The organism is Streptomyces sp. Ru62 (assembly GCF_002920615.1).
Taxonomy (GTDB): Bacteria; Actinomycetota; Actinomycetes; order Streptomycetales; family Streptomycetaceae; genus Streptomyces.
The window spans coordinates 1-15,680 of sequence record NZ_PQSU01000066.1 but is presented as its reverse complement, the minus strand read 5'-3'; the positions used below and the strand labels follow the sequence as shown (position 1 = coordinate 15,680).

General features: G+C 70.8%; 17 protein-coding genes and 1 pseudogene. 9 read left to right on the top strand and 9 right to left on the bottom strand.

Annotated features, from left to right (window positions below):
* Positions 1 to 184 precede the first annotated feature (184 nt).
* Both C3492_RS43085 and C3492_RS43080 read left to right on the top strand, forming a co-directional pair.
* Positions 185 to 775: a hemerythrin domain-containing protein gene (locus C3492_RS43085; protein WP_103818025.1), complete on the top strand. Its 591-nt coding sequence runs from the start codon at positions 185 to 187 to the stop codon at positions 773 to 775.
* Positions 776 to 1,169: 394 nt separating this feature from the next.
* On the top strand, positions 1,170 to 2,261 hold the full coding sequence (locus C3492_RS43080; RefSeq protein ID WP_103818024.1) for a glutamate--cysteine ligase: 1,092 nt from the start codon (positions 1,170 to 1,172) through the stop codon (positions 2,259 to 2,261).
* 188 nt (positions 2,262 to 2,449) lie between these two features.
* Here the strand turns inward: C3492_RS43080 and C3492_RS43075 are convergent, their stop codons facing one another.
* The 6 genes from C3492_RS43075 to C3492_RS43050 all read right to left on the bottom strand — a co-directional run bounded on the left by C3492_RS43075 (position 2,450) and on the right by C3492_RS43050 (position 7,241).
* Positions 2,450 to 2,995 (bottom strand): hypothetical protein, encoded by a 546-nt coding sequence (locus tag C3492_RS43075; protein ID WP_103818027.1) that lies wholly within the window; start codon positions 2,993 to 2,995, stop codon positions 2,450 to 2,452.
* A 274-nt stretch (positions 2,996 to 3,269) separates the two neighbouring features.
* On the bottom strand, positions 3,270 to 3,812 hold the full coding sequence (locus tag C3492_RS43070; protein WP_103818023.1) for a DUF1360 domain-containing protein: 543 nt from the start codon (positions 3,810 to 3,812) through the stop codon (positions 3,270 to 3,272).
* Positions 3,796 to 4,734 (bottom strand): Rieske (2Fe-2S) protein, encoded by a 939-nt coding sequence (locus C3492_RS43065; RefSeq protein WP_258056248.1) that lies wholly within the window; start codon positions 4,732 to 4,734, stop codon positions 3,796 to 3,798. Before C3492_RS43065 ends, C3492_RS43070 begins: the two co-directional genes overlap by 17 nt.
* Positions 4,735 to 4,806: 72 nt before the next feature.
* The gene (locus C3492_RS43060) at positions 4,807 to 5,982 is read right to left on the bottom strand and encodes a zinc-dependent alcohol dehydrogenase (RefSeq protein ID WP_103818022.1); all 1,176 of its coding nucleotides are present in this window, start codon (positions 5,980 to 5,982) and stop codon (positions 4,807 to 4,809) included.
* Entirely contained in the window at positions 5,979 to 6,452 is a 474-nt protein-coding gene (locus C3492_RS43055) for a hypothetical protein (protein ID WP_103818021.1), read from the bottom strand. Before C3492_RS43055 ends, C3492_RS43060 begins: the two co-directional genes overlap by 4 nt.
* A 186-nt stretch (positions 6,453 to 6,638) precedes the next feature.
* On the bottom strand, positions 6,639 to 7,241 hold the full coding sequence (locus C3492_RS43050) for a hypothetical protein (protein WP_181140866.1): 603 nt from the start codon (positions 7,239 to 7,241) through the stop codon (positions 6,639 to 6,641).
* A 342-nt stretch (positions 7,242 to 7,583) separates the two neighbouring features.
* On the opposite strand from C3492_RS43050, the gene C3492_RS45065 reads away from it, so the two are divergent.
* From C3492_RS45065 to C3492_RS43040, 3 genes are all read left to right on the top strand, one after another.
* Positions 7,584 to 7,754: a hypothetical protein gene (locus C3492_RS45065; protein WP_181140865.1), complete on the top strand. Its 171-nt coding sequence runs from the start codon at positions 7,584 to 7,586 to the stop codon at positions 7,752 to 7,754.
* Between the two features lie 338 nt (positions 7,755 to 8,092).
* Positions 8,093 to 9,511: a cytochrome ubiquinol oxidase subunit I gene (locus C3492_RS43045; protein WP_103818019.1), complete on the top strand. Its 1,419-nt coding sequence runs from the start codon at positions 8,093 to 8,095 to the stop codon at positions 9,509 to 9,511.
* Positions 9,512 to 9,609: 98 nt separating this feature from the next.
* Positions 9,610 to 10,641, top strand: coding sequence for a cytochrome d ubiquinol oxidase subunit II (locus tag C3492_RS43040; protein WP_103818018.1), 1,032 nt, complete (start codon positions 9,610 to 9,612; stop codon positions 10,639 to 10,641).
* A gap of 37 nt (positions 10,642 to 10,678) precedes the next feature.
* On the opposite strand, the gene C3492_RS43035 is transcribed toward C3492_RS43040, so the two are convergent.
* The 3 genes and pseudogenes from C3492_RS43035 to C3492_RS43025 all read right to left on the bottom strand — a co-directional run bounded on the left by C3492_RS43035 (position 10,679) and on the right by C3492_RS43025 (position 12,887).
* Positions 10,679 to 11,224 (bottom strand): hypothetical protein, encoded by a 546-nt coding sequence (locus C3492_RS43035; RefSeq protein ID WP_103818017.1) that lies wholly within the window; start codon positions 11,222 to 11,224, stop codon positions 10,679 to 10,681.
* Between the two features lie 74 nt (positions 11,225 to 11,298).
* Positions 11,299 to 11,568 carry a hypothetical protein gene (locus C3492_RS43030; RefSeq protein ID WP_258056246.1) on the bottom strand — a complete coding sequence of 90 codons (270 nt, stop codon included), beginning with the start codon at positions 11,566 to 11,568 and terminating at the stop codon, positions 11,299 to 11,301.
* Positions 11,569 to 12,201: 633 nt separating this feature from the next.
* Positions 12,202 to 12,887 (bottom strand): annotated as a pseudogene (locus C3492_RS43025) (HemK2/MTQ2 family protein methyltransferase).
* A gap of 218 nt (positions 12,888 to 13,105) precedes the next feature.
* Here C3492_RS43025 and C3492_RS43020 point away from each other — a divergent pair.
* The 4 genes from C3492_RS43020 (at position 13,106) to C3492_RS43005 (ending at position 15,474) form a co-directional block, all read left to right on the top strand.
* On the top strand, positions 13,106 to 13,702 hold the full coding sequence (locus C3492_RS43020; protein WP_103818015.1) for a hemerythrin domain-containing protein: 597 nt from the start codon (positions 13,106 to 13,108) through the stop codon (positions 13,700 to 13,702).
* A 22-nt stretch (positions 13,703 to 13,724) separates the two neighbouring features.
* Positions 13,725 to 14,336 (top strand): hemerythrin domain-containing protein, encoded by a 612-nt coding sequence (locus tag C3492_RS43015; protein WP_103818014.1) that lies wholly within the window; start codon positions 13,725 to 13,727, stop codon positions 14,334 to 14,336.
* Between the two features lie 86 nt (positions 14,337 to 14,422).
* Positions 14,423 to 15,109 carry a YqjF family protein gene (locus tag C3492_RS43010; protein ID WP_181140867.1) on the top strand — a complete coding sequence of 229 codons (687 nt, stop codon included), beginning with the start codon at positions 14,423 to 14,425 and terminating at the stop codon, positions 15,107 to 15,109.
* Positions 15,106 to 15,474: a hypothetical protein gene (locus C3492_RS43005; RefSeq protein ID WP_103818013.1), complete on the top strand. Its 369-nt coding sequence runs from the start codon at positions 15,106 to 15,108 to the stop codon at positions 15,472 to 15,474. Before C3492_RS43010 ends, C3492_RS43005 begins: the two co-directional genes overlap by 4 nt.
* Positions 15,475 to 15,680 lie beyond the last annotated feature (206 nt).

The following is a 15,680-nucleotide window of genomic DNA, read 5'->3' as shown; positions in this document are numbered from 1 at the left end:
CCGGTTACGTGCGCGAGGCGCACGAGCGGTTCGAGAAGATGCAGGAGCGGATCCACGGCGGCGAGGCCCCGCCGAGCGAACGGGTGATGGCCGAGCACGACGAGATGTTCGGCCGCGAGTACCGCGTGCAGACCGAGGGCGAGCACCCCGACCCCGCCCAGCGCGAGAAGTGAGGCCGCCCGCGATGTCCGAACTGCACACCCCCCAGGCCGGCGATGACCGGGCCCCCGACATCGACGTGGTCGCCCTCCTCATGCGCCAGCACGGCGACATCCGCAACCTCTTCGACGAAGTGGAGCAGAGCCAGGGTGAGGAACGCCGGGACGCGTTCCGGCGCCTGGTCCGTCTGCTGGCCGTGCACGAGACCGCGGAGGAGGAGGTCGTCCACCCCTTCGTCCGACGCGCGGTGGAGGGCGGCGAGCAGATCGTCAAAGACCGTCTCGCGGAGGAGAAATCGGCCAAGGAGACCCTCGCCGCCCTGGACGACATGGACACCGACGACCCCAAGTTCCTGCCCCGGCTGATGCAGCTGCGCACCGAGGTGCAGGAGCACGCGAGGGCGGAGGAACGCTACGAGTTCTCCCACATCCGCCGCAGCACCGATGTCACGAACCTCGCCGCCATGGCCAAGGCCGTCAAGGCCGCCGAGGCGATGGCTCCCACCCGGCCCCACCCCGGTGTAGAGTCGGCCACCGCCAATGTGGCCCTCGGGCCGGTGGCCGCACTCATGGACCGGACGAAAGACGCCGTCCGCAAGGCCATGGGGCAGAGCTGACATGCCGGAGCCGTGAAGTCGGGCCGCCTCAAGAATGCCAAGGGGGCTCGAGGACTGCCGGCCGGTATGCGCCGAACGCGACAGCCAGCCGCGCCACGAGACAGGGCTGCAACGGGCTGGCGTCAGAAGTGAGTCTCCGGGCCACCATCGAGCGATCGACGCATGGGCATCCGGGAGGAATGTCGCTCGGCGATGACCTGCTGGGACGGTACCGCGCCAGCAGGTCCTCGCCGAGCTCGTCGTCGGCGGCGGCGGGTGATGGTTTACCGCGAAGAGGGCGCGGCACTCGGGCACCGCGAGTGACCTCGGACGAGTCCTCGCCATGCGATGCACTGGCAGAGGCGCATCGGGAGCCAGTCCGGTGGCATGGTCGGACGGAAACAGAAGGCGATCGATGACGACGATCGGTGTGGAAGAGGAGTACCTGCTGCTCGACCCGGTCACGGGTCTGCCGGTACCCATGGCGGACAAGGTGCGGGCCGCGGCCGGCCTGGGGCGTCTGGTGGCCGACCAGGAGGTGCACTGCGAGCTGCTGCAGGCGCAGGTGGAGGTGGCCACCCCGGTGTGCGGCACGCTGGAGGAGGTCGGGGGACACCTGCTGCGGCTGCGGCACGCGGTCGGAGCGGCTGCCGAGGCGCACGGCTGCCGGATCGCGGCCTGCGCAACACCGCCGCTGCGCCACGGCCATCCCGTGGCGGTCACCGACCGGGCCCGTTACCGGGCCATGCTCACCCAGGCGCCCCAGCTGGTGGCGGAGCAGCTGGTCAACGGCATGCATGTGCACGTCGGCGTGCCCAGCAGGGAGACCGGCGTGCAGGTCCTGAACCGGATCCGGGTGTGGCTGCCGACCCTGACCGCGCTGTCCGCGAACTCTCCGCTGTGGGACGGTCACGACACCGGCTTCGCCAGCTGGCGCACCGTGATCTTCAGCCGCTGGCCGGTCAGCGGCATGCCCCCGCGCTTCGCCGACATCGCCGACCACGACCGGCGCGTTCAGCAGCTACTGGACGCTGGTCTGATCTCGGACACCGGTCAGCTGTACTGGCAGGCCCGGCTCTCGGCGCGGTATCCCACCATCGAGGTGCGGTGCCTGGACGTGCAGCTGCGCGCGGACGAGGCGGTGATGCTCACGGGCCTGGTGCGGGCCCTCGTGGAGAGCGCGCTGGCGGAGGCCGCCGCCGGCGCTCCCGCGCTCGACTGCGACCAGGAACTGCTGCAGGCGAGCATGTGGCACGCCGCCCGCCACGGGTTGAGCAGCACCCTGGTCGATCCCGGAGGCCGGCAGCGCCGGGCCGGGGAGATGCTGTACGAGTTGCTGCGCTACGTCGCTCCCGCGCTGGACGTGTCCGGCGACGACCTGCAGGTGACGGCCCTGGTCCACCGGCTGCTGCAGGGCGGCACCGGCGCCGATCGGCAACGCGCCGCCCTGGCCCAAGGCGGCCTCCCCGCCGTCACCGATCTGATCACCGCCAGGAGCATGCCCTGACCTGCCGCGGCCCCCTGGCGTCAGGCAGGTACTGCTCGGGCTCACCACGCCCTTCGTCCCGTGGCGTGTGAGACAGCCTTCCTTACTCCCGGCAGACCTGCACTGGGGCAAGGAGCCGCAGGCCACGCGGACGAGCACGAGCGGATGAGCGGATGGGCCGGATTCTAGGTGGAACCACTCGACGCCCACTACTTTCCGCCGTCTGCTCCGTAGGCGTGTCCACGGGGCAGCGGGCCGAAGCCGGCGCGGCGGCCGGGGCGGGCTGCAGCGTGGCGCTGTCCGGGGCCGGGCCCGCTGCGGGCGGCGAGGGCGTCGGCGACGGCGCCGGTGGTGAAGGCGTAGACGGCCTTGTGGAGAAGGTCCACGACGAGCTCTTGGCGGGGCCAGGTGGCCGGCGGGGCGCCGACGCCGGTCGCGTTTTCGAGGATCTGGTCGTTGGTGAGGCGGACGACGGTGAACTTGGCGGAGGCGATCGGTCCGCGCAGTCCGGTCTGCGCCATGACCGACCGCAGCACTCCGAGAAGGGCCGCTTGTCCGTAGTGCATGGCCCAGTTGACCGGCAGCGGCTGTCTGCCGGGACGTTCGGGCAGGCCGGTCAGCCGTTGGAGAACGCGCGCGGGCACATGGGAGTCGGGGCGGCCGGTGACGGCCTGCTCGATCTTCTCACCGACGGTCATCACGACTCCCCCGGCGGTACCGGCGAGCAGTCCCTGCCACAGTGCGCGCTTGAGCATGTCCCGGCGGGTACCCGCTACGACCGCCTTCACCCGGGTGGTCGGTGCCCCGCACCGAGCGGACGCCCAGAAAAGCCAATCGGCGGCGGTCGAAGACCGCCTCTGCCCAGGGCAGGGATTGGGCCCCACGCTCCGATCTGCCCCTCGTCGGTGTGGCGCCGGCCGTCACGCGGCGCGCCGCGACCGGGCGTGAGCACGCCTGCCCCTCCGGCATGTCCGTCCTCGGCCCAGCTCCGGGCCGAGGAGTGCAGACCCACCGCGGTCCGCTGCCGGGTCACTCGCCGGTTGTCTTCTCGACGAGCGCGCTATAGGCCAATTGCAGCGTGTCCGCGCCAGCCAGAGCGGCGAGCGCGCCCATGGCGGTGCGTGTCGCGCGCGGCCAGAGCAGCTGGCCTGCGGTCAGGGTGGAGGCCACCCAGACGCTCATACAGAAGGGGCAGGTCGCCAATTCTCCGACGGTGTGCCTGGCATCCTCGGACTGTGCTTCCTCGTGCAGTTCCGCCGGGCCCTGCGGGGCGACGTACCTGGTGAACGGGGCGCGCAGCGGGCTGGTGACCGACGCCTTGGTCAGCAGCCGGCTGAGCCGGAACGTGGCGACCGAGGTCAGGACCACGTCCCACGGCTCGGGCCGGTCGGGCAGCGGCCGGCCGCAGAGCCGTACGGCGGTGGCCCAGGCCGTCGTATAGGTGGCGAAGCCCGCCATGGCTGCGAGGTAGCCGCCCAGCGGCCGGTCGTGCCCTGCCGCGTACTGCCTGCCGGTCCGCCGCAGCAGGCCGTGCAGACGTCCTGCGAGGCGGCTGTCAGCTGCGGTGTTCATGGGTTCCCGTCTCCTTACGCCGTTGTCCCTCGCCGGCCGCGTCCGGCGCCTGCCCGTCCCGGTCCTGTTGGCGCAGGCGTATCTCGACGTGGCCGTCGGTGATCCGGGTGTCGAAGGAGGGCTGGGGTGCGGTGGCCGGGCCGCGGACGTTCCAGCCGTCCGAGAGCCGGAAGACGCTGCCGTGCCAGGGGCACTGGACGCATCCGTCGCTGATCGTGCCTTCGGAGAGCGGTCCGGCAAGGTGGCTGCACCGCTCGGCCAGGGCGTGGATCGCCCCGCCGGTTTCCCGGACGACCAGGACCGGGACGTCGTCCACACTGCGCCGCACCGGCCGGTCGACCGGGAACTCGGCCACGGCTCCGATCCGGTGCCAGCCCTGGGTGACGACGTGCGGGATCTCTTCGGCGTGGTTGGCGCCGCATGCCTGGCGGTAGGCCAGGTGACCGCCCAGCATGCCGCCGACTGCGACCGCCGTCAGGCCGAGGAAGCCATAGACCCGGCCCGTGGCGTCCCGTCCCCTGGCGCGGCAGGTGAGCGAGGCGGCGTAGAGGCCGACAGCCGTGGAGTTGGCCAGGGCGTGCACCAGTCCGACGCGCTGCTGTTGGCGGTGCAGTTCCGCCCAGTCGACCCAGCCCGCCAGGGCGGCGGGAGCGGCGGAGGCCAGGCCGACGCCGACCAGGAGGCCCGCCTCGCGGGAGCGGCCGGGGTACAGGTCCAGTACCGCCGCCGACAGCCAGCTGCCGATCGGCACCTGCACCATCAGCGGATGTACCGGGTGTCCCAACCACCTGCCGTGCAGGAGGTCCCGACCGTCGCCGAGCGGCAGGGCCCGCACCCCCTTGCGGACCGTGGCGATCAGCGCGTCGGCCCTGGGCTCCCGCTCCAGGCGGTCCAGCAGCCACAGGAGGCGGCTCTGCCGCATCCGTGGGCGGCGGAGTGGCGTAGTGCTCATGGTCGGCCGGGTCCCCACCTGCGCGGACGGCAAACGGAGCGGTCAGTCGCCCGGCCGGATCACCGCGCGCACGCAGCCGTCCTCCTTCTCCTTGAACATCTCGTAGGCCCGCGGCGCCTCGTCCAGGGACACGGTGTGGGTCGCCAGGTGCGCCGTGCTCAGCTCTCCGGCCGCCAGCCGGTCCAGCAGCATCGGGATGTAGCGCTGACCGTGCTGCTGGGCACCCCGCACGGTCAGGCCCTTGTTGATCACCGCGCCGAGGGGGAACTTGTCGACGGCGCCGGCGAACACCCCCAGAATGAAGACCGTACCGCCCTTGCGGCAGGCGTGGATGGCCTGCCGTACGGCGGTGGGACGGTCGCTCTGGAGCCGCAGCTGCTGCTTGACCTGGTCGTACAGGTGAACGGGGCTGTCGCTGTGGGCCTCCATGCCGACGGCCTCGATGCACACGTCGGGGCCGCGGCCGCCGGTGCGCTCGCGCAGTTCCGCCCCGACGTCGGTGCTCGTGTAGTCGATGACCTCGCTGCCGACGTGCCGCTCGGTCATCTCCAGACGCTCGGGGATCCGGTCGATGGAGATCACGCATTCCGCGCCCAACAGGATCGCGGCGCGCGCCGCCATCTGGCCGACGGCCCCGCATCCCCATACGGCGACCACGTCGCCGGGCTTCACCCCTGCCAGATCGGCGCCCATCCATCCGGTGGGCACCGAGTCGGACACGAACAGGGCGCTTGTGTCGTCGACGCCCTCCGGGACGGGGAAGGCCCCGTAGTCGGCGAAGGGGACGCGCACGTACTCGGCGTGGCTGCCGCGAAGCCCGCCCATGGCGTGGGAGTAGCCGAAGATGCCGCCGGTGTCGGCGCCGAAGAGGGCCTGACCGATGCCGGGATTGGTGTTGGTGTTGTCGCACAGGGACCACAGGTCGTGGGTGCAGTACCAGCAGCGGCCGCAGCCAACGAACGAGCAGACCACCACCCGGTCGCCCACCTTGTGCCGGCGCACGGCCGAACCGACTTCGACGACCTCGCCGAGGAACTCGTGGCCGATGACGTCCCCGGCGCGCATGAACGGGATGTAGCCGCCGATGAGATGGAGATCCGAGCCGCAGGTGGTGCCGGCGATGAGCCGTACGATCACGTCCTGGTCGTTGCGCAGCGCAGGGTCCGGGACCTGCTCGACGGAGAGCTTGTTGACGCCTTCCCAGCACAGGGCCTTCACAACACTCCCTCCCCACCGGCGCGGCGGCTGAGCAGACCCACGAGCTTGCCGCCCGGGGTGTCGTGCGTGGTGGGCGGTGCGTCGGGCTGCAGCACTTCTCCCGCCTCCAGCAGCGCCTTCGCCTCGCGCAGGGCACGGCGCAGGTCCTGGCGCGGGTCGGCGCCGGCGAGCCGCGCGGGCACCGAGTACGCGGCGTCCGGCTCGGTTTCTTTCAGGCGCACACCCAGCTCCGTGCCTCGGTCACCGGGCGCCGGACGGATGCGAGTCTCGATACGGTCGGCGTACTCCTGCAGCGGCGACGGCAGCTTGTCGGCCTGCACGTCGTGCGGCGCGCAGTTGACCGTCACCGTCAGCCAGCGCTCCCCGGCGGCTGCGCGGGGCGGTCGTGCCTTCGCTCGCCGCATGACGACGAAGGCCCCGGCGGCCAGCCCGGCGGTGGCCACCGTCAGCGATTTCCCAGCGGCACTCATGCGCGGTCACATCCTCGAGAGGCGGAAGTCGTACGAGTGAGCGCGCACCATGGGGGACGGCGAGCGCCTGTGCGCGGCGAGTACCCCAACTCCTTTCCGCTATCTGCCCGGTGTCCGGGCGTGGCTCGCGGGAGAGTCGCCGCGCAGTACTGCGGATCTGTGAAGAATTCGGTCGGCCGTGAGCCGTCACCTAGTGGCCTCGATCAGTCGGGGGTGCCGGACGCGCCGTTCGCTTTCAGACCGTGCTGTCGCCATGAGGCGGCGGTTCCACCAGGCGGGATGTGCTTCCGCGATCGTCTTCAGCCGACGGTGTTCCGCGCGCTGGGCTACAACGAGAAGAGGAACGAGGGGCAGGGACAGCAGAGGCAGGCGCCGGGGAGCAGAGCGGTTCTCCAACAGCACGGCCGCCGCGGCGGCAGCACCGGAGATGTACAGGATCGGGTTGTAGTAGGGCATGAGACGCGGGCCGAGTCCTTCGCAGTCCGTGAGCCACGGGATCCCCAGCCGCGTGGGCCTTTTCGGCCAGCCCGCCAGGTGGGCGATCACCGCGGCAAGGCTCACGCTGTCGAGCACGGCGAACAGCGGATCATCGCGGGCGGGGCGGGTGGCCGCCGCACGCCAGGCTGTCCACGTACCGGCGGCCCACGCGGTCGCCGCGGTGAACGGTCCCAGCACGGACGCCAGAGGCATTCCCACCCCCGCGGCCAGTTCGAAGAAGACGTGTCCGGCCGTGGCAGCCGTGGTGACCCTGGTCAAAGGCCGCTGCCGGCCTACCGTCCGATCCACCACCACTGCTCACCTCCGGGCCTTCCCTTCCCCGAGGGTGGGCGAGCACAGCACTCCCCCAACCGCCGTAGGACGCCGACTCTCGCCGCGAACATGACCGACCATTGAGGACGAGCGTCGCCCGACTCGTCACCCGGCCACTGCCGCCGCCACGAGTACCCAAGACCAGGCGTCGCCTGCCACGCCACCGCGAACATCATCCGGCGTACGGACCGCAGAGCATGTCGGACGGTTCTCCTACCGCAAGACCGACGTGCGAGCTTCAGCTCAGCCTCGCCCTGCCTCGTTTCACGCCATGCACCGGGGAACCCGGTACGTCCCAGCGGCGCCCTGAGGGAGGCAGCCATGAGCAGTTCCGGAGAAGAAAAGCGCGAACACGCGTCGCCTTTGGAGCAGGAGACGGACGAGCGGGACGTCCACCCGGAGGAGGAAGGACGCCCCGAGCCCGACACGTCCGGCGGGGCCACCGACGAGACCCTGAAGGAACGAGCAGAGTCCGAGGAGGGCCCCGGCTGATACCGCGGGAAAAGCAGTCAGCGCCCGTCGGCGCTCCCGTCCCGCTGTCCTTCGCTTCACTGCCCGAGTCGCCGGCTTGGCATGGGCGCGAGGTCCTTCCTGGCAACGGGGATGTGGTTTGTCTCCACTGGCGGGCCTCCGGCCCTGGTGCAAGCGTAGGAACCTCCGGGGGCCGCGGCCCACGTCCGTGGTCCCGCCCGGGACTCACGTTCCCGGCAGCGAGCCGCTCATGCGGTTTGCCATGACACGGGTGGGTTACCCCGAGGTGGCCGCGGGCTGATGCCGGTGATACCGGGAAGCCTGCGGTGACAGTCTTGCGGGTGCGCGGGAGAGTGCTTGTGAACGACATCGTTGTTGCCGCCGGCTCGTATCCCGTCCTGGTCCTGGCGCGTGCCGCGACGGAGGGTGACCTGTCGGCGGCGCGGGCGCAGATGGGCTTTTCACTGGCCTGGCACATCGTGGTGGCCTGCCTCGGAGTCGGCCTGCCGGCGCTGACCCTTCTCACGGAGTGGCTGGGTATCCGCAGAAACGATCCGGCGTTGCAGCTGCTGGCGCGGCGCTGGGCGCGGGCCATGGGCGTGCTGTTCGCCGTCGGCGCGGTGTCCGGCACGATTCTCAGCTTCGAGATGGGGCTGCTGTGGCCCGGGCTGATGGGACGCTTCGGCCAGGTCATCGGGCTGCCCTTCGCACTGGAGGGCATCGCCTTCTTCATCGAGGCCATTTTCCTCGGCATCTACCTCTACGCCTGGGACCGGCTGGCACCCCGCACGCACCTGCTCATGGGCGTTCCCATCGTCATCGCCGGCACCGCCTCGGCGTTCTTCGTCGTCTGCGCGAACGCCTGGATGAACCAGCCCCGCGGCTTCACCCTGCGCGACGGCAAGGTCGTCCACGTGGACCCCTGGGCGGCCATGCTGAACCCGGCGAGCCCGCCGCAGACTGTGCACATGATCCTCGCCGCGTTCATGGTGTCCTCGTTCCTGACCGCCGCCGTGTACGCCGTCGCCCTGCTGCGGGGCCGGCGCGACGCCTACCACAAGGCCGGCTTCGCCATCCCGTTCGCCCTCGGCGCGGTGGTCGCCCCCTTCCAGATCGTGGTGGGCGACTGGGCCGCCCGCTTCCCGGCCGACTACCAGCCGGTCAAACTGGCGGCCATCGAGGGCGTGTACCGCACCGGCTCCCACGTCCCGCTGACCATCGGCGGCGTCGCCGGGCAGGACGGACTCAAGTACGGCCTGGAGATCCCCGACGGTCTCTCCCTACTGGTCGGATACCGGACGGACACGGTCGTCAAGGGACTGGACACGGTGCCCCGCAGCCAGTGGCCCGCCGTCACCGGCGTCCACTGGGCCTTCGACCTCATGGTCGCCGTCGGCTTCTTCCTGCTGGCCCTCGGCCTGTGGCTGCTCCTGGCGTGGCGGCGCACCCAGCGCTCGGGCGGTGAACTCCTCGACCGGCGTGGGAGCCGTCTGCTCCTCGTGCTCGTCGCGCTCTCCGGCCCGGCGTCCGTGGTGGCGCTGGAGAGCGGCTGGACCGTCACCGAGCTGGGGCGGCAGCCGTGGATCGTCTGGGGGGTGATGAGCGTACGGGACGCCGTGAACCCCGCACCCGGCCTGATGGCGGGCCTGTGGCTGGTGCTGGTGGTGTACGCCGCCATGACCGTCGCCACGGTGTACGTGCTGCGCCGCCTGGCACGTGCGACGGCCGTGCCGGCCGCACCGCAGGAAGCGGACGTGCGGGGGTATCCCGTGGTCTGACGGAGCAGCGTGATGACTCGCCGGACTGATGATCCCTCGACCCCCACCTCGATCCCACCGCCACCGCCCAGCGAACCGTAGCCGTCCTTGGAGGCACCGTGCTCGCCGACACCGCCCTCGCCGTCATGTGGCTCGGGCTGACGTGTTACGCCCTGTTCGGAGGCGCCGACTTCGGTGCCGGTGTGTGGGATCTGCTCGCCGGGGGCGCACGCCGGGGCGATGCACAGCGACGGCTCATCGAGCACAGCATCGGCCCGATCTGGGAAGCGAACCACGTCTGGCTCATCTTCGTGATCGTGCTGCTCTGGTCCGGCTTCTCACCCGTCTTCGCCGCCGTGATGTCCACCCTCTACCTGCCGCTCACCCTCGCCGCCCTCGGCATCATCGCCCGCGGCGCCGCCTTCGCCTTCCGCAAGGCCAGCACCGAACTGTGGCAACGCCGGCTCTTCGGCGCATGCTTCGCCATCTCGTCACTGCTCACCCCCTTCTTCCTCGGCGCCGTCGCCGGCGGCGTCGCCTCCGGACGGGTGCCGGCCGGCCTCGCCACGGGTGACGTCATCACCAGCTGGCTCAACCCCACCTCCGCGCTCGGCGGTGTCCTGGCCGTCCTGACCTGCGCGCATCTCGCCGCCGTCTACCTGTGCGCGGACGCCGACCGCGAGGACGACACGGAACTGGCGCGGGCCTTCGCCCGCCGTGCGGTGGCCAGCGGGCTGGCGAGCGGAGCGGTCGCCTTGGCCGGCATCGCGGTACTGCACGCGGACGCTCCCCAGTTGTTCCACGGCCTCACCCACCGGGCGCTGCCGCTCGTCGTTCTCAGCGCGATCAGCGGTGTCGTGGGCCTCAGCCTGCTGACGCGGCGGCGATACGTCGCGGCCCGGGGAGCGGCTGCGCTGGCCGTCGCCGCGATCCTGTGGGCGTGGGGCGCGGCCCAGTACCCGGCCATGCTGGTCGGCAGTCTCACCGTGGACCAGGCCGCTTCCCAGCCCGCCGTGCTCTCCGCTTGTCTCATCGCCCTGGCCTGCGGCGCGGTGCTGCTGATTCCGTCCCTGTGGCTGCTGTACGGGACCTTCCAGCGGGCACACACTGGTGACGTTTCGAACACGCGGGGCCACACGTCCCCACCATGATCTCGCTGAGTGGGCTGCGACTCCCTGACGCAGAAGCTCAGTCGACTGTGGTGGCCAGGGCCTCCTCGGCCTGGCGGACGCGCCACTCCTCGATCCTTTCCTGCTGCTGCCGGGCTCGTTCGAGCAGCGTGTCGAGCCGGGCCGGGTCCAGGCGCTCGTCGACGGCGCTGAGCCGGCGCAGGGTCTGCCAGCCGGCCGCCTTCCCCTCGACCCCGATCCGCAGGGCTTCGAGGTCCAGTACGGTGCCGAGCGGGGAGGGGCGTACCAGGTGGCCGTTGGGCTTCAGCCGTCCCAGCTTCTCGCCCGCCCAGCCCGCGCACACCTTGTAGCGGCGCACGGGGATGCCGAGGTCTCGCATGATGTCCAGCAGCGCCTTCCGGTCCTGGGCGATCTCGGCCGCTACGGGCTCGATCGCGCGGCCGAGGGCGGACGCGCGGGCGGTGCGTGCCAGGCGGGTGGCGCGTTCGGTGCCGGCGGTGGCGCCGGCGAGGTGGTCGTTGAGATAGATGCCGAGCAGCTTCGTGTCGGCGCTTCGTCCGGTGGGGCGGCGCTGGGTCGCGCCGGAAGACGGAAGGGCGTCCATCTGCAGCCTCCTTCGTTGCCGGGGATTCCCCGCGTGCGAGCGACGCACAGCGCGGAGCCCGGCGTCAGCGTGCTTTAGTCCGGGCCGCGGGGGAGGTAGTAGGTCTGTCTGAGGAACGCGGCCATGTCCTGAAGGGCCTGCGTGTATCCGGCTTTGTAGTGTGCGTCGACATCGGTCCGGCCGCCCTCGGCCTCCGCCCAGGAATCGAGGTGCAGAGCGATGCGCAGGTGGTTGCGGTACAAGGCGCCGTACCTTCCGCCGAGGGCGGCTCGCGCACGCTGCTCGTCCCAGTCCTCCAGGTCACTGGTCTCGAAGGCGAGCAGTTCATCGTCGGTCTGCGGCACCGTTTCCCTCCTCGGGTCGGTCTCCGCCGTCACGGGTACCGCGGCAGCTTCCCGGAAACGTCGTGCGGCATTGTGCGGAGCTACCTCCGGGTACCCGGGCGCGCGAGGAGGTCCGAGTGACGCCGGAAAGCGCCGCGGCCCGTCCCAGACCGTCGAGCAGCTCGGTGGAAGCAGCAGCCCCTGGCGCGACAACGCCGTGAGCACAAGGAGCGAGGACGTCACCAGATCAACGATCTCGTCGCGGACATCGAACGCCTTGCTGCCGGTGATCCGGGGCGGGAGGAAGAAGAGGTGCGGCGGACCCGCAGCCCCAGTGGTCAGGGCCGATCGGATCCACGTTCAGCTCACGTCAATGGCGTACCCGCGCCCACCACTCGCGTCGGCCGAGCCGACAGGGCAGGGCCATTGTTCGCGAAGGAATCGCACCGCGCACCACGCCCGGCCGACAGACGATTGTGTCCCCAACGACCCGGGGGCGTGACAGCGGGGTGCTGGCATCGCCGCGCCGGCAGGTGCACAGGGCGAGTCGCAGACGATACGAGGACACCATCCCCCGTCCCCCAGTTCCGCCTCGACCGGCTCCCCTCCACCAGCACCGGTCCGTGACCCTGAACGGTGACGGCGCCGGGGCTGTCAGAGAGAAAGTTCCGCACGGACGACCACCAGTTCTTCCTCATTCTCGGTCAGGGACAGCAGACCCCGCTGCCTCAGCCAGGGAGCGCGGCCGCGCACCACGGGCCCGAACGCGATCCGCTGTCTCCGGTTCACGGCGGCCTTCAGGCCGTGCGCCCGCAGACGCGTCACGGTCCGCTCCGGATCGCTGAACGCAGATTGCACCAGGAGCAGTACCCCCGCGGGCCGCAGTAGGGGGGCACCTCCTCGCAGATCCGGTCCAGGGCCATGCGGCCGTCGTGGCCGGCATCCCAGGCCCGGGCGGCACCCCGCGGAGGACAGGTCCCACCCGGTGCGGGCACGTACGGCGGATTCGCCAGGATCGGATCGAACGACTCACCGCGCACCGGATCGAAGAGATTGCCGCGCCGTACCCGGACCCGCAGCCCAGCCCGTGCGGCGTTGAGCCGGGCGTTACACACAGTGCGCCGCGACACATCCACTGCGGTCACCCGGCCGCCCCGGCGCGCCGCCGCAAGGGCCAGAGCACCGGTACCGGTGCCCACGTCGAGAACGGCCGCGCCCGGCGGGAACGGCTCCTCGGACAGAGCTACAGCCAGCAGGGCCGTGTCCTCCTGGGGGGCGTAGACGCCCGGTATCACCACGTGATCCACGGACCTCCGCATACCCCAGCTGTCACGATCCATGGAACCTGCGGACGGTACGAGTGCCGCGCACGCGTGGAGGCTGCCGGCTGGCACTCGGCTCCGTCAGCCGTGGGATGGCCGGCGCGGCGGAGGCGAGCTCCGGGCTCGATGACTCACCGCGCGACGGCCCGGGTGCCGGGTGTGCTGTGGGACGGTGAGTCGTTTGTCGCCGCGGAGGTGGGTGACCCGGTGGCTGTCACCGGCGGAAAGGACATGCGATGAGCGCCCAGTTCCCCGAGATGGATGACGAACCTCGACGTGAGAAGGCGGCGGGGTTGCCCGATGACGACGTCGTCGCGATCCTCCTGCGGCAGCACGCCCGCATCAGGGCCTTGTTCGGAGAGGTACGAGGGGCCGAGGGCGCCCGCAAGCAGGATGCCTTCAACGAGCTGCGGGGACTGCTGGCCGTCCATGAGACGGCCGAGGAGATGATCGTGCGCCCTGTCGCGAAGGACACCGCGGGTGAGGACGAGGCCCACGCCCGTAATGCTGAGGAACGGAAGGCCAACAAGGTGCTCGCCGAGCTGGAGAAGATGGATCTCTCGAGTGAGGAGTTCGACGTTCAGTTCGCGCAGCTCCAGCAGGATGTGCTCGCCCACGCCGGACGCGAGGAGGCGATGGAGTTCCCGGCGCTGGAAGCCGGCTGTACCCCGGAGCAGCGGCGGACCATGGGCAGTCGCTTGGTGACGGCCGAAAGGGCGGCTCCGACGCACCCGCACCCCACCGCCGCCGGCTCGCCCGTGCTGCAGTGGACGCTGGGCCCTTTCGCCTCATTGCTGGACCGGGCCCGCGACGCGTTCAGCTCGCGTCCATGATCAATTCAGTCGAGGAGCGACCATGCCGACGAGCATCAAGGACCAGACACTCGAGCAGCTGGGCGGCCAAGGCAGCGTACTGGCGCGGCAGCGCCGTGATCACGCGGAGATCGACCGCCTCATGGACCGTTACCGCACCGGTATCGGCCGAGAACGCCAGCAAGCGTTGAAAGACGTCATTCAGCTGGTCTTCAGCCACGCTTTCGCTGAGGAAACCGTGCTCTGGCCGGCTGTCCGGCGCTTCGTACCGGACGGGGAGGAGCTCACCGCCCGGGTCGAGGAGGAACACCAGCAGATCAACGATCTCGTGTCCGACATCGAACGCCTCCCTTCCGGCGATACGGAACGCGAGGACAAGGTGCAGCGGGCGTTCGCCCTGGTCCAACAGGACATCAGGGACGAGGAAGACCTCCTGCTGCCGAAACTGCAGGACGCGACGGACACCGCGCAGCTCCAGCGCCTGGGCATCGCATGGGAGGCGGTACGGCGAACCGCGCCGACCCATCCTCACCCCGTCGTCCCCCGGCGGCCACCGGCCAACGCGATGCTGGGCGTACCGCTGAGCCTCTACGACCGGATACGCGATGCGTTCACAACGGGCTCCCTTCAGCGCGGCGGACGATCCAACCGGTGACGTGAGCGATCGATACACAGTCCGGACATGGTCATTTAAGGGAGGCGAGGCAGGTGGTGACATACGGGCCGGAGCATCGCGTGCGCATGCCGGCGCTGCGGGCCGGCTGGCTGACCCAGAGCTTTCTGCACTGGGCCTACGCTCCGGACGCCATCCAACGCCTGCTGCCCGACGGACTGACAGTGGACACCTATGACGGGCATGCCTGGGTGGGTCTGACACCGTTCGTCATGGCCGACGTGCGCCCTCCCGGCTCCCCTGTGGCACTGGCCGCCTTTCCCGAGACCAATCTGCGCACCTATGTGCGGGGACCGGGCGGCCGGGAAGGGCTGTGGTTCCTGTCGATCGAGGTGGCCAGCCCGGTGATGCTGGCGGCCCGCGCCATCGGGGCGCCGTACCACCTCGGCCGGCTGCGGCTGGCGCGCAACGGTGAAAGCGTGACGTACGCCGGATCGAGGTGGGGTGGTGGGCCGGCTTATCGCATGGTCGTACGACCGGGCCCGCCGATCCGCCCCACGCACCGGGATGTTTGGTTGGCGTCCCGATGGCGGGCGTTCACGCAGAGCGCGGGCGCTGTGTGGGAGACGCCCGTCGAGCACGAGCCCTGGCCGCTGCGCGCGGCGCGTCTCGACGACCTCGCCGAGAGCGTGACCCGTGCGGCAGGGCTGCCGGCCCCCGCCGCTGAGCCCCTGGTGCACTTCTCCGACGGGGTACACAAGGTTCGCCTCGGCCTCTCAAGGCCGGTGCGGCAGCAGCCGAGGAGGCAGGGATGAACCCGGTCTGGGTCGCCCGATCACAAGGGCTGTTCAACCTGGTCGGCGGCGGCTGGCCATTGCTGCACCTGCGCAGCTTCGAGTGGGTCTTCGGCCCCAAAGCCGAGGAATGGCTGCAGCAGACGACCGCCGGGCTGCTCGCCACGGCAGGCTGCAGCATGCTGCTCAGCCCGGGCACCCCCGAAGGGCTCCGGCAGGCGCGCCGTACCGGCGTGGGGACCGCGGTAACCCTGCTCGCGATCGACCTGTTGTGCGTACCCCGGCGCCGGATCCGCCCGACCTACCTGCTGGACGCGGCCATGCAGGCCGGATGGCTGACGGCATGGTTTCGCTGCGGCCGACTGGCAGGGCCCCCGAGCGCATGAGCGTCTCCCCTGCACGCGTGAAGAAACCAGCGACGGGCAGAGCACGAGGGACAGGGCGCGGCACCCGTACGGCGTTCGGACTATCTCGCGCCGGGTCTTGCCCTCCTTGCTGCGACGTTCGTAGTAGTCCCGGGTGCATGGGTCGACCCGCAGGCGGGTCTGCACGATCCGGTGCAGGGCCGCGTTCGCCTGCCGGTCGCCGCCAC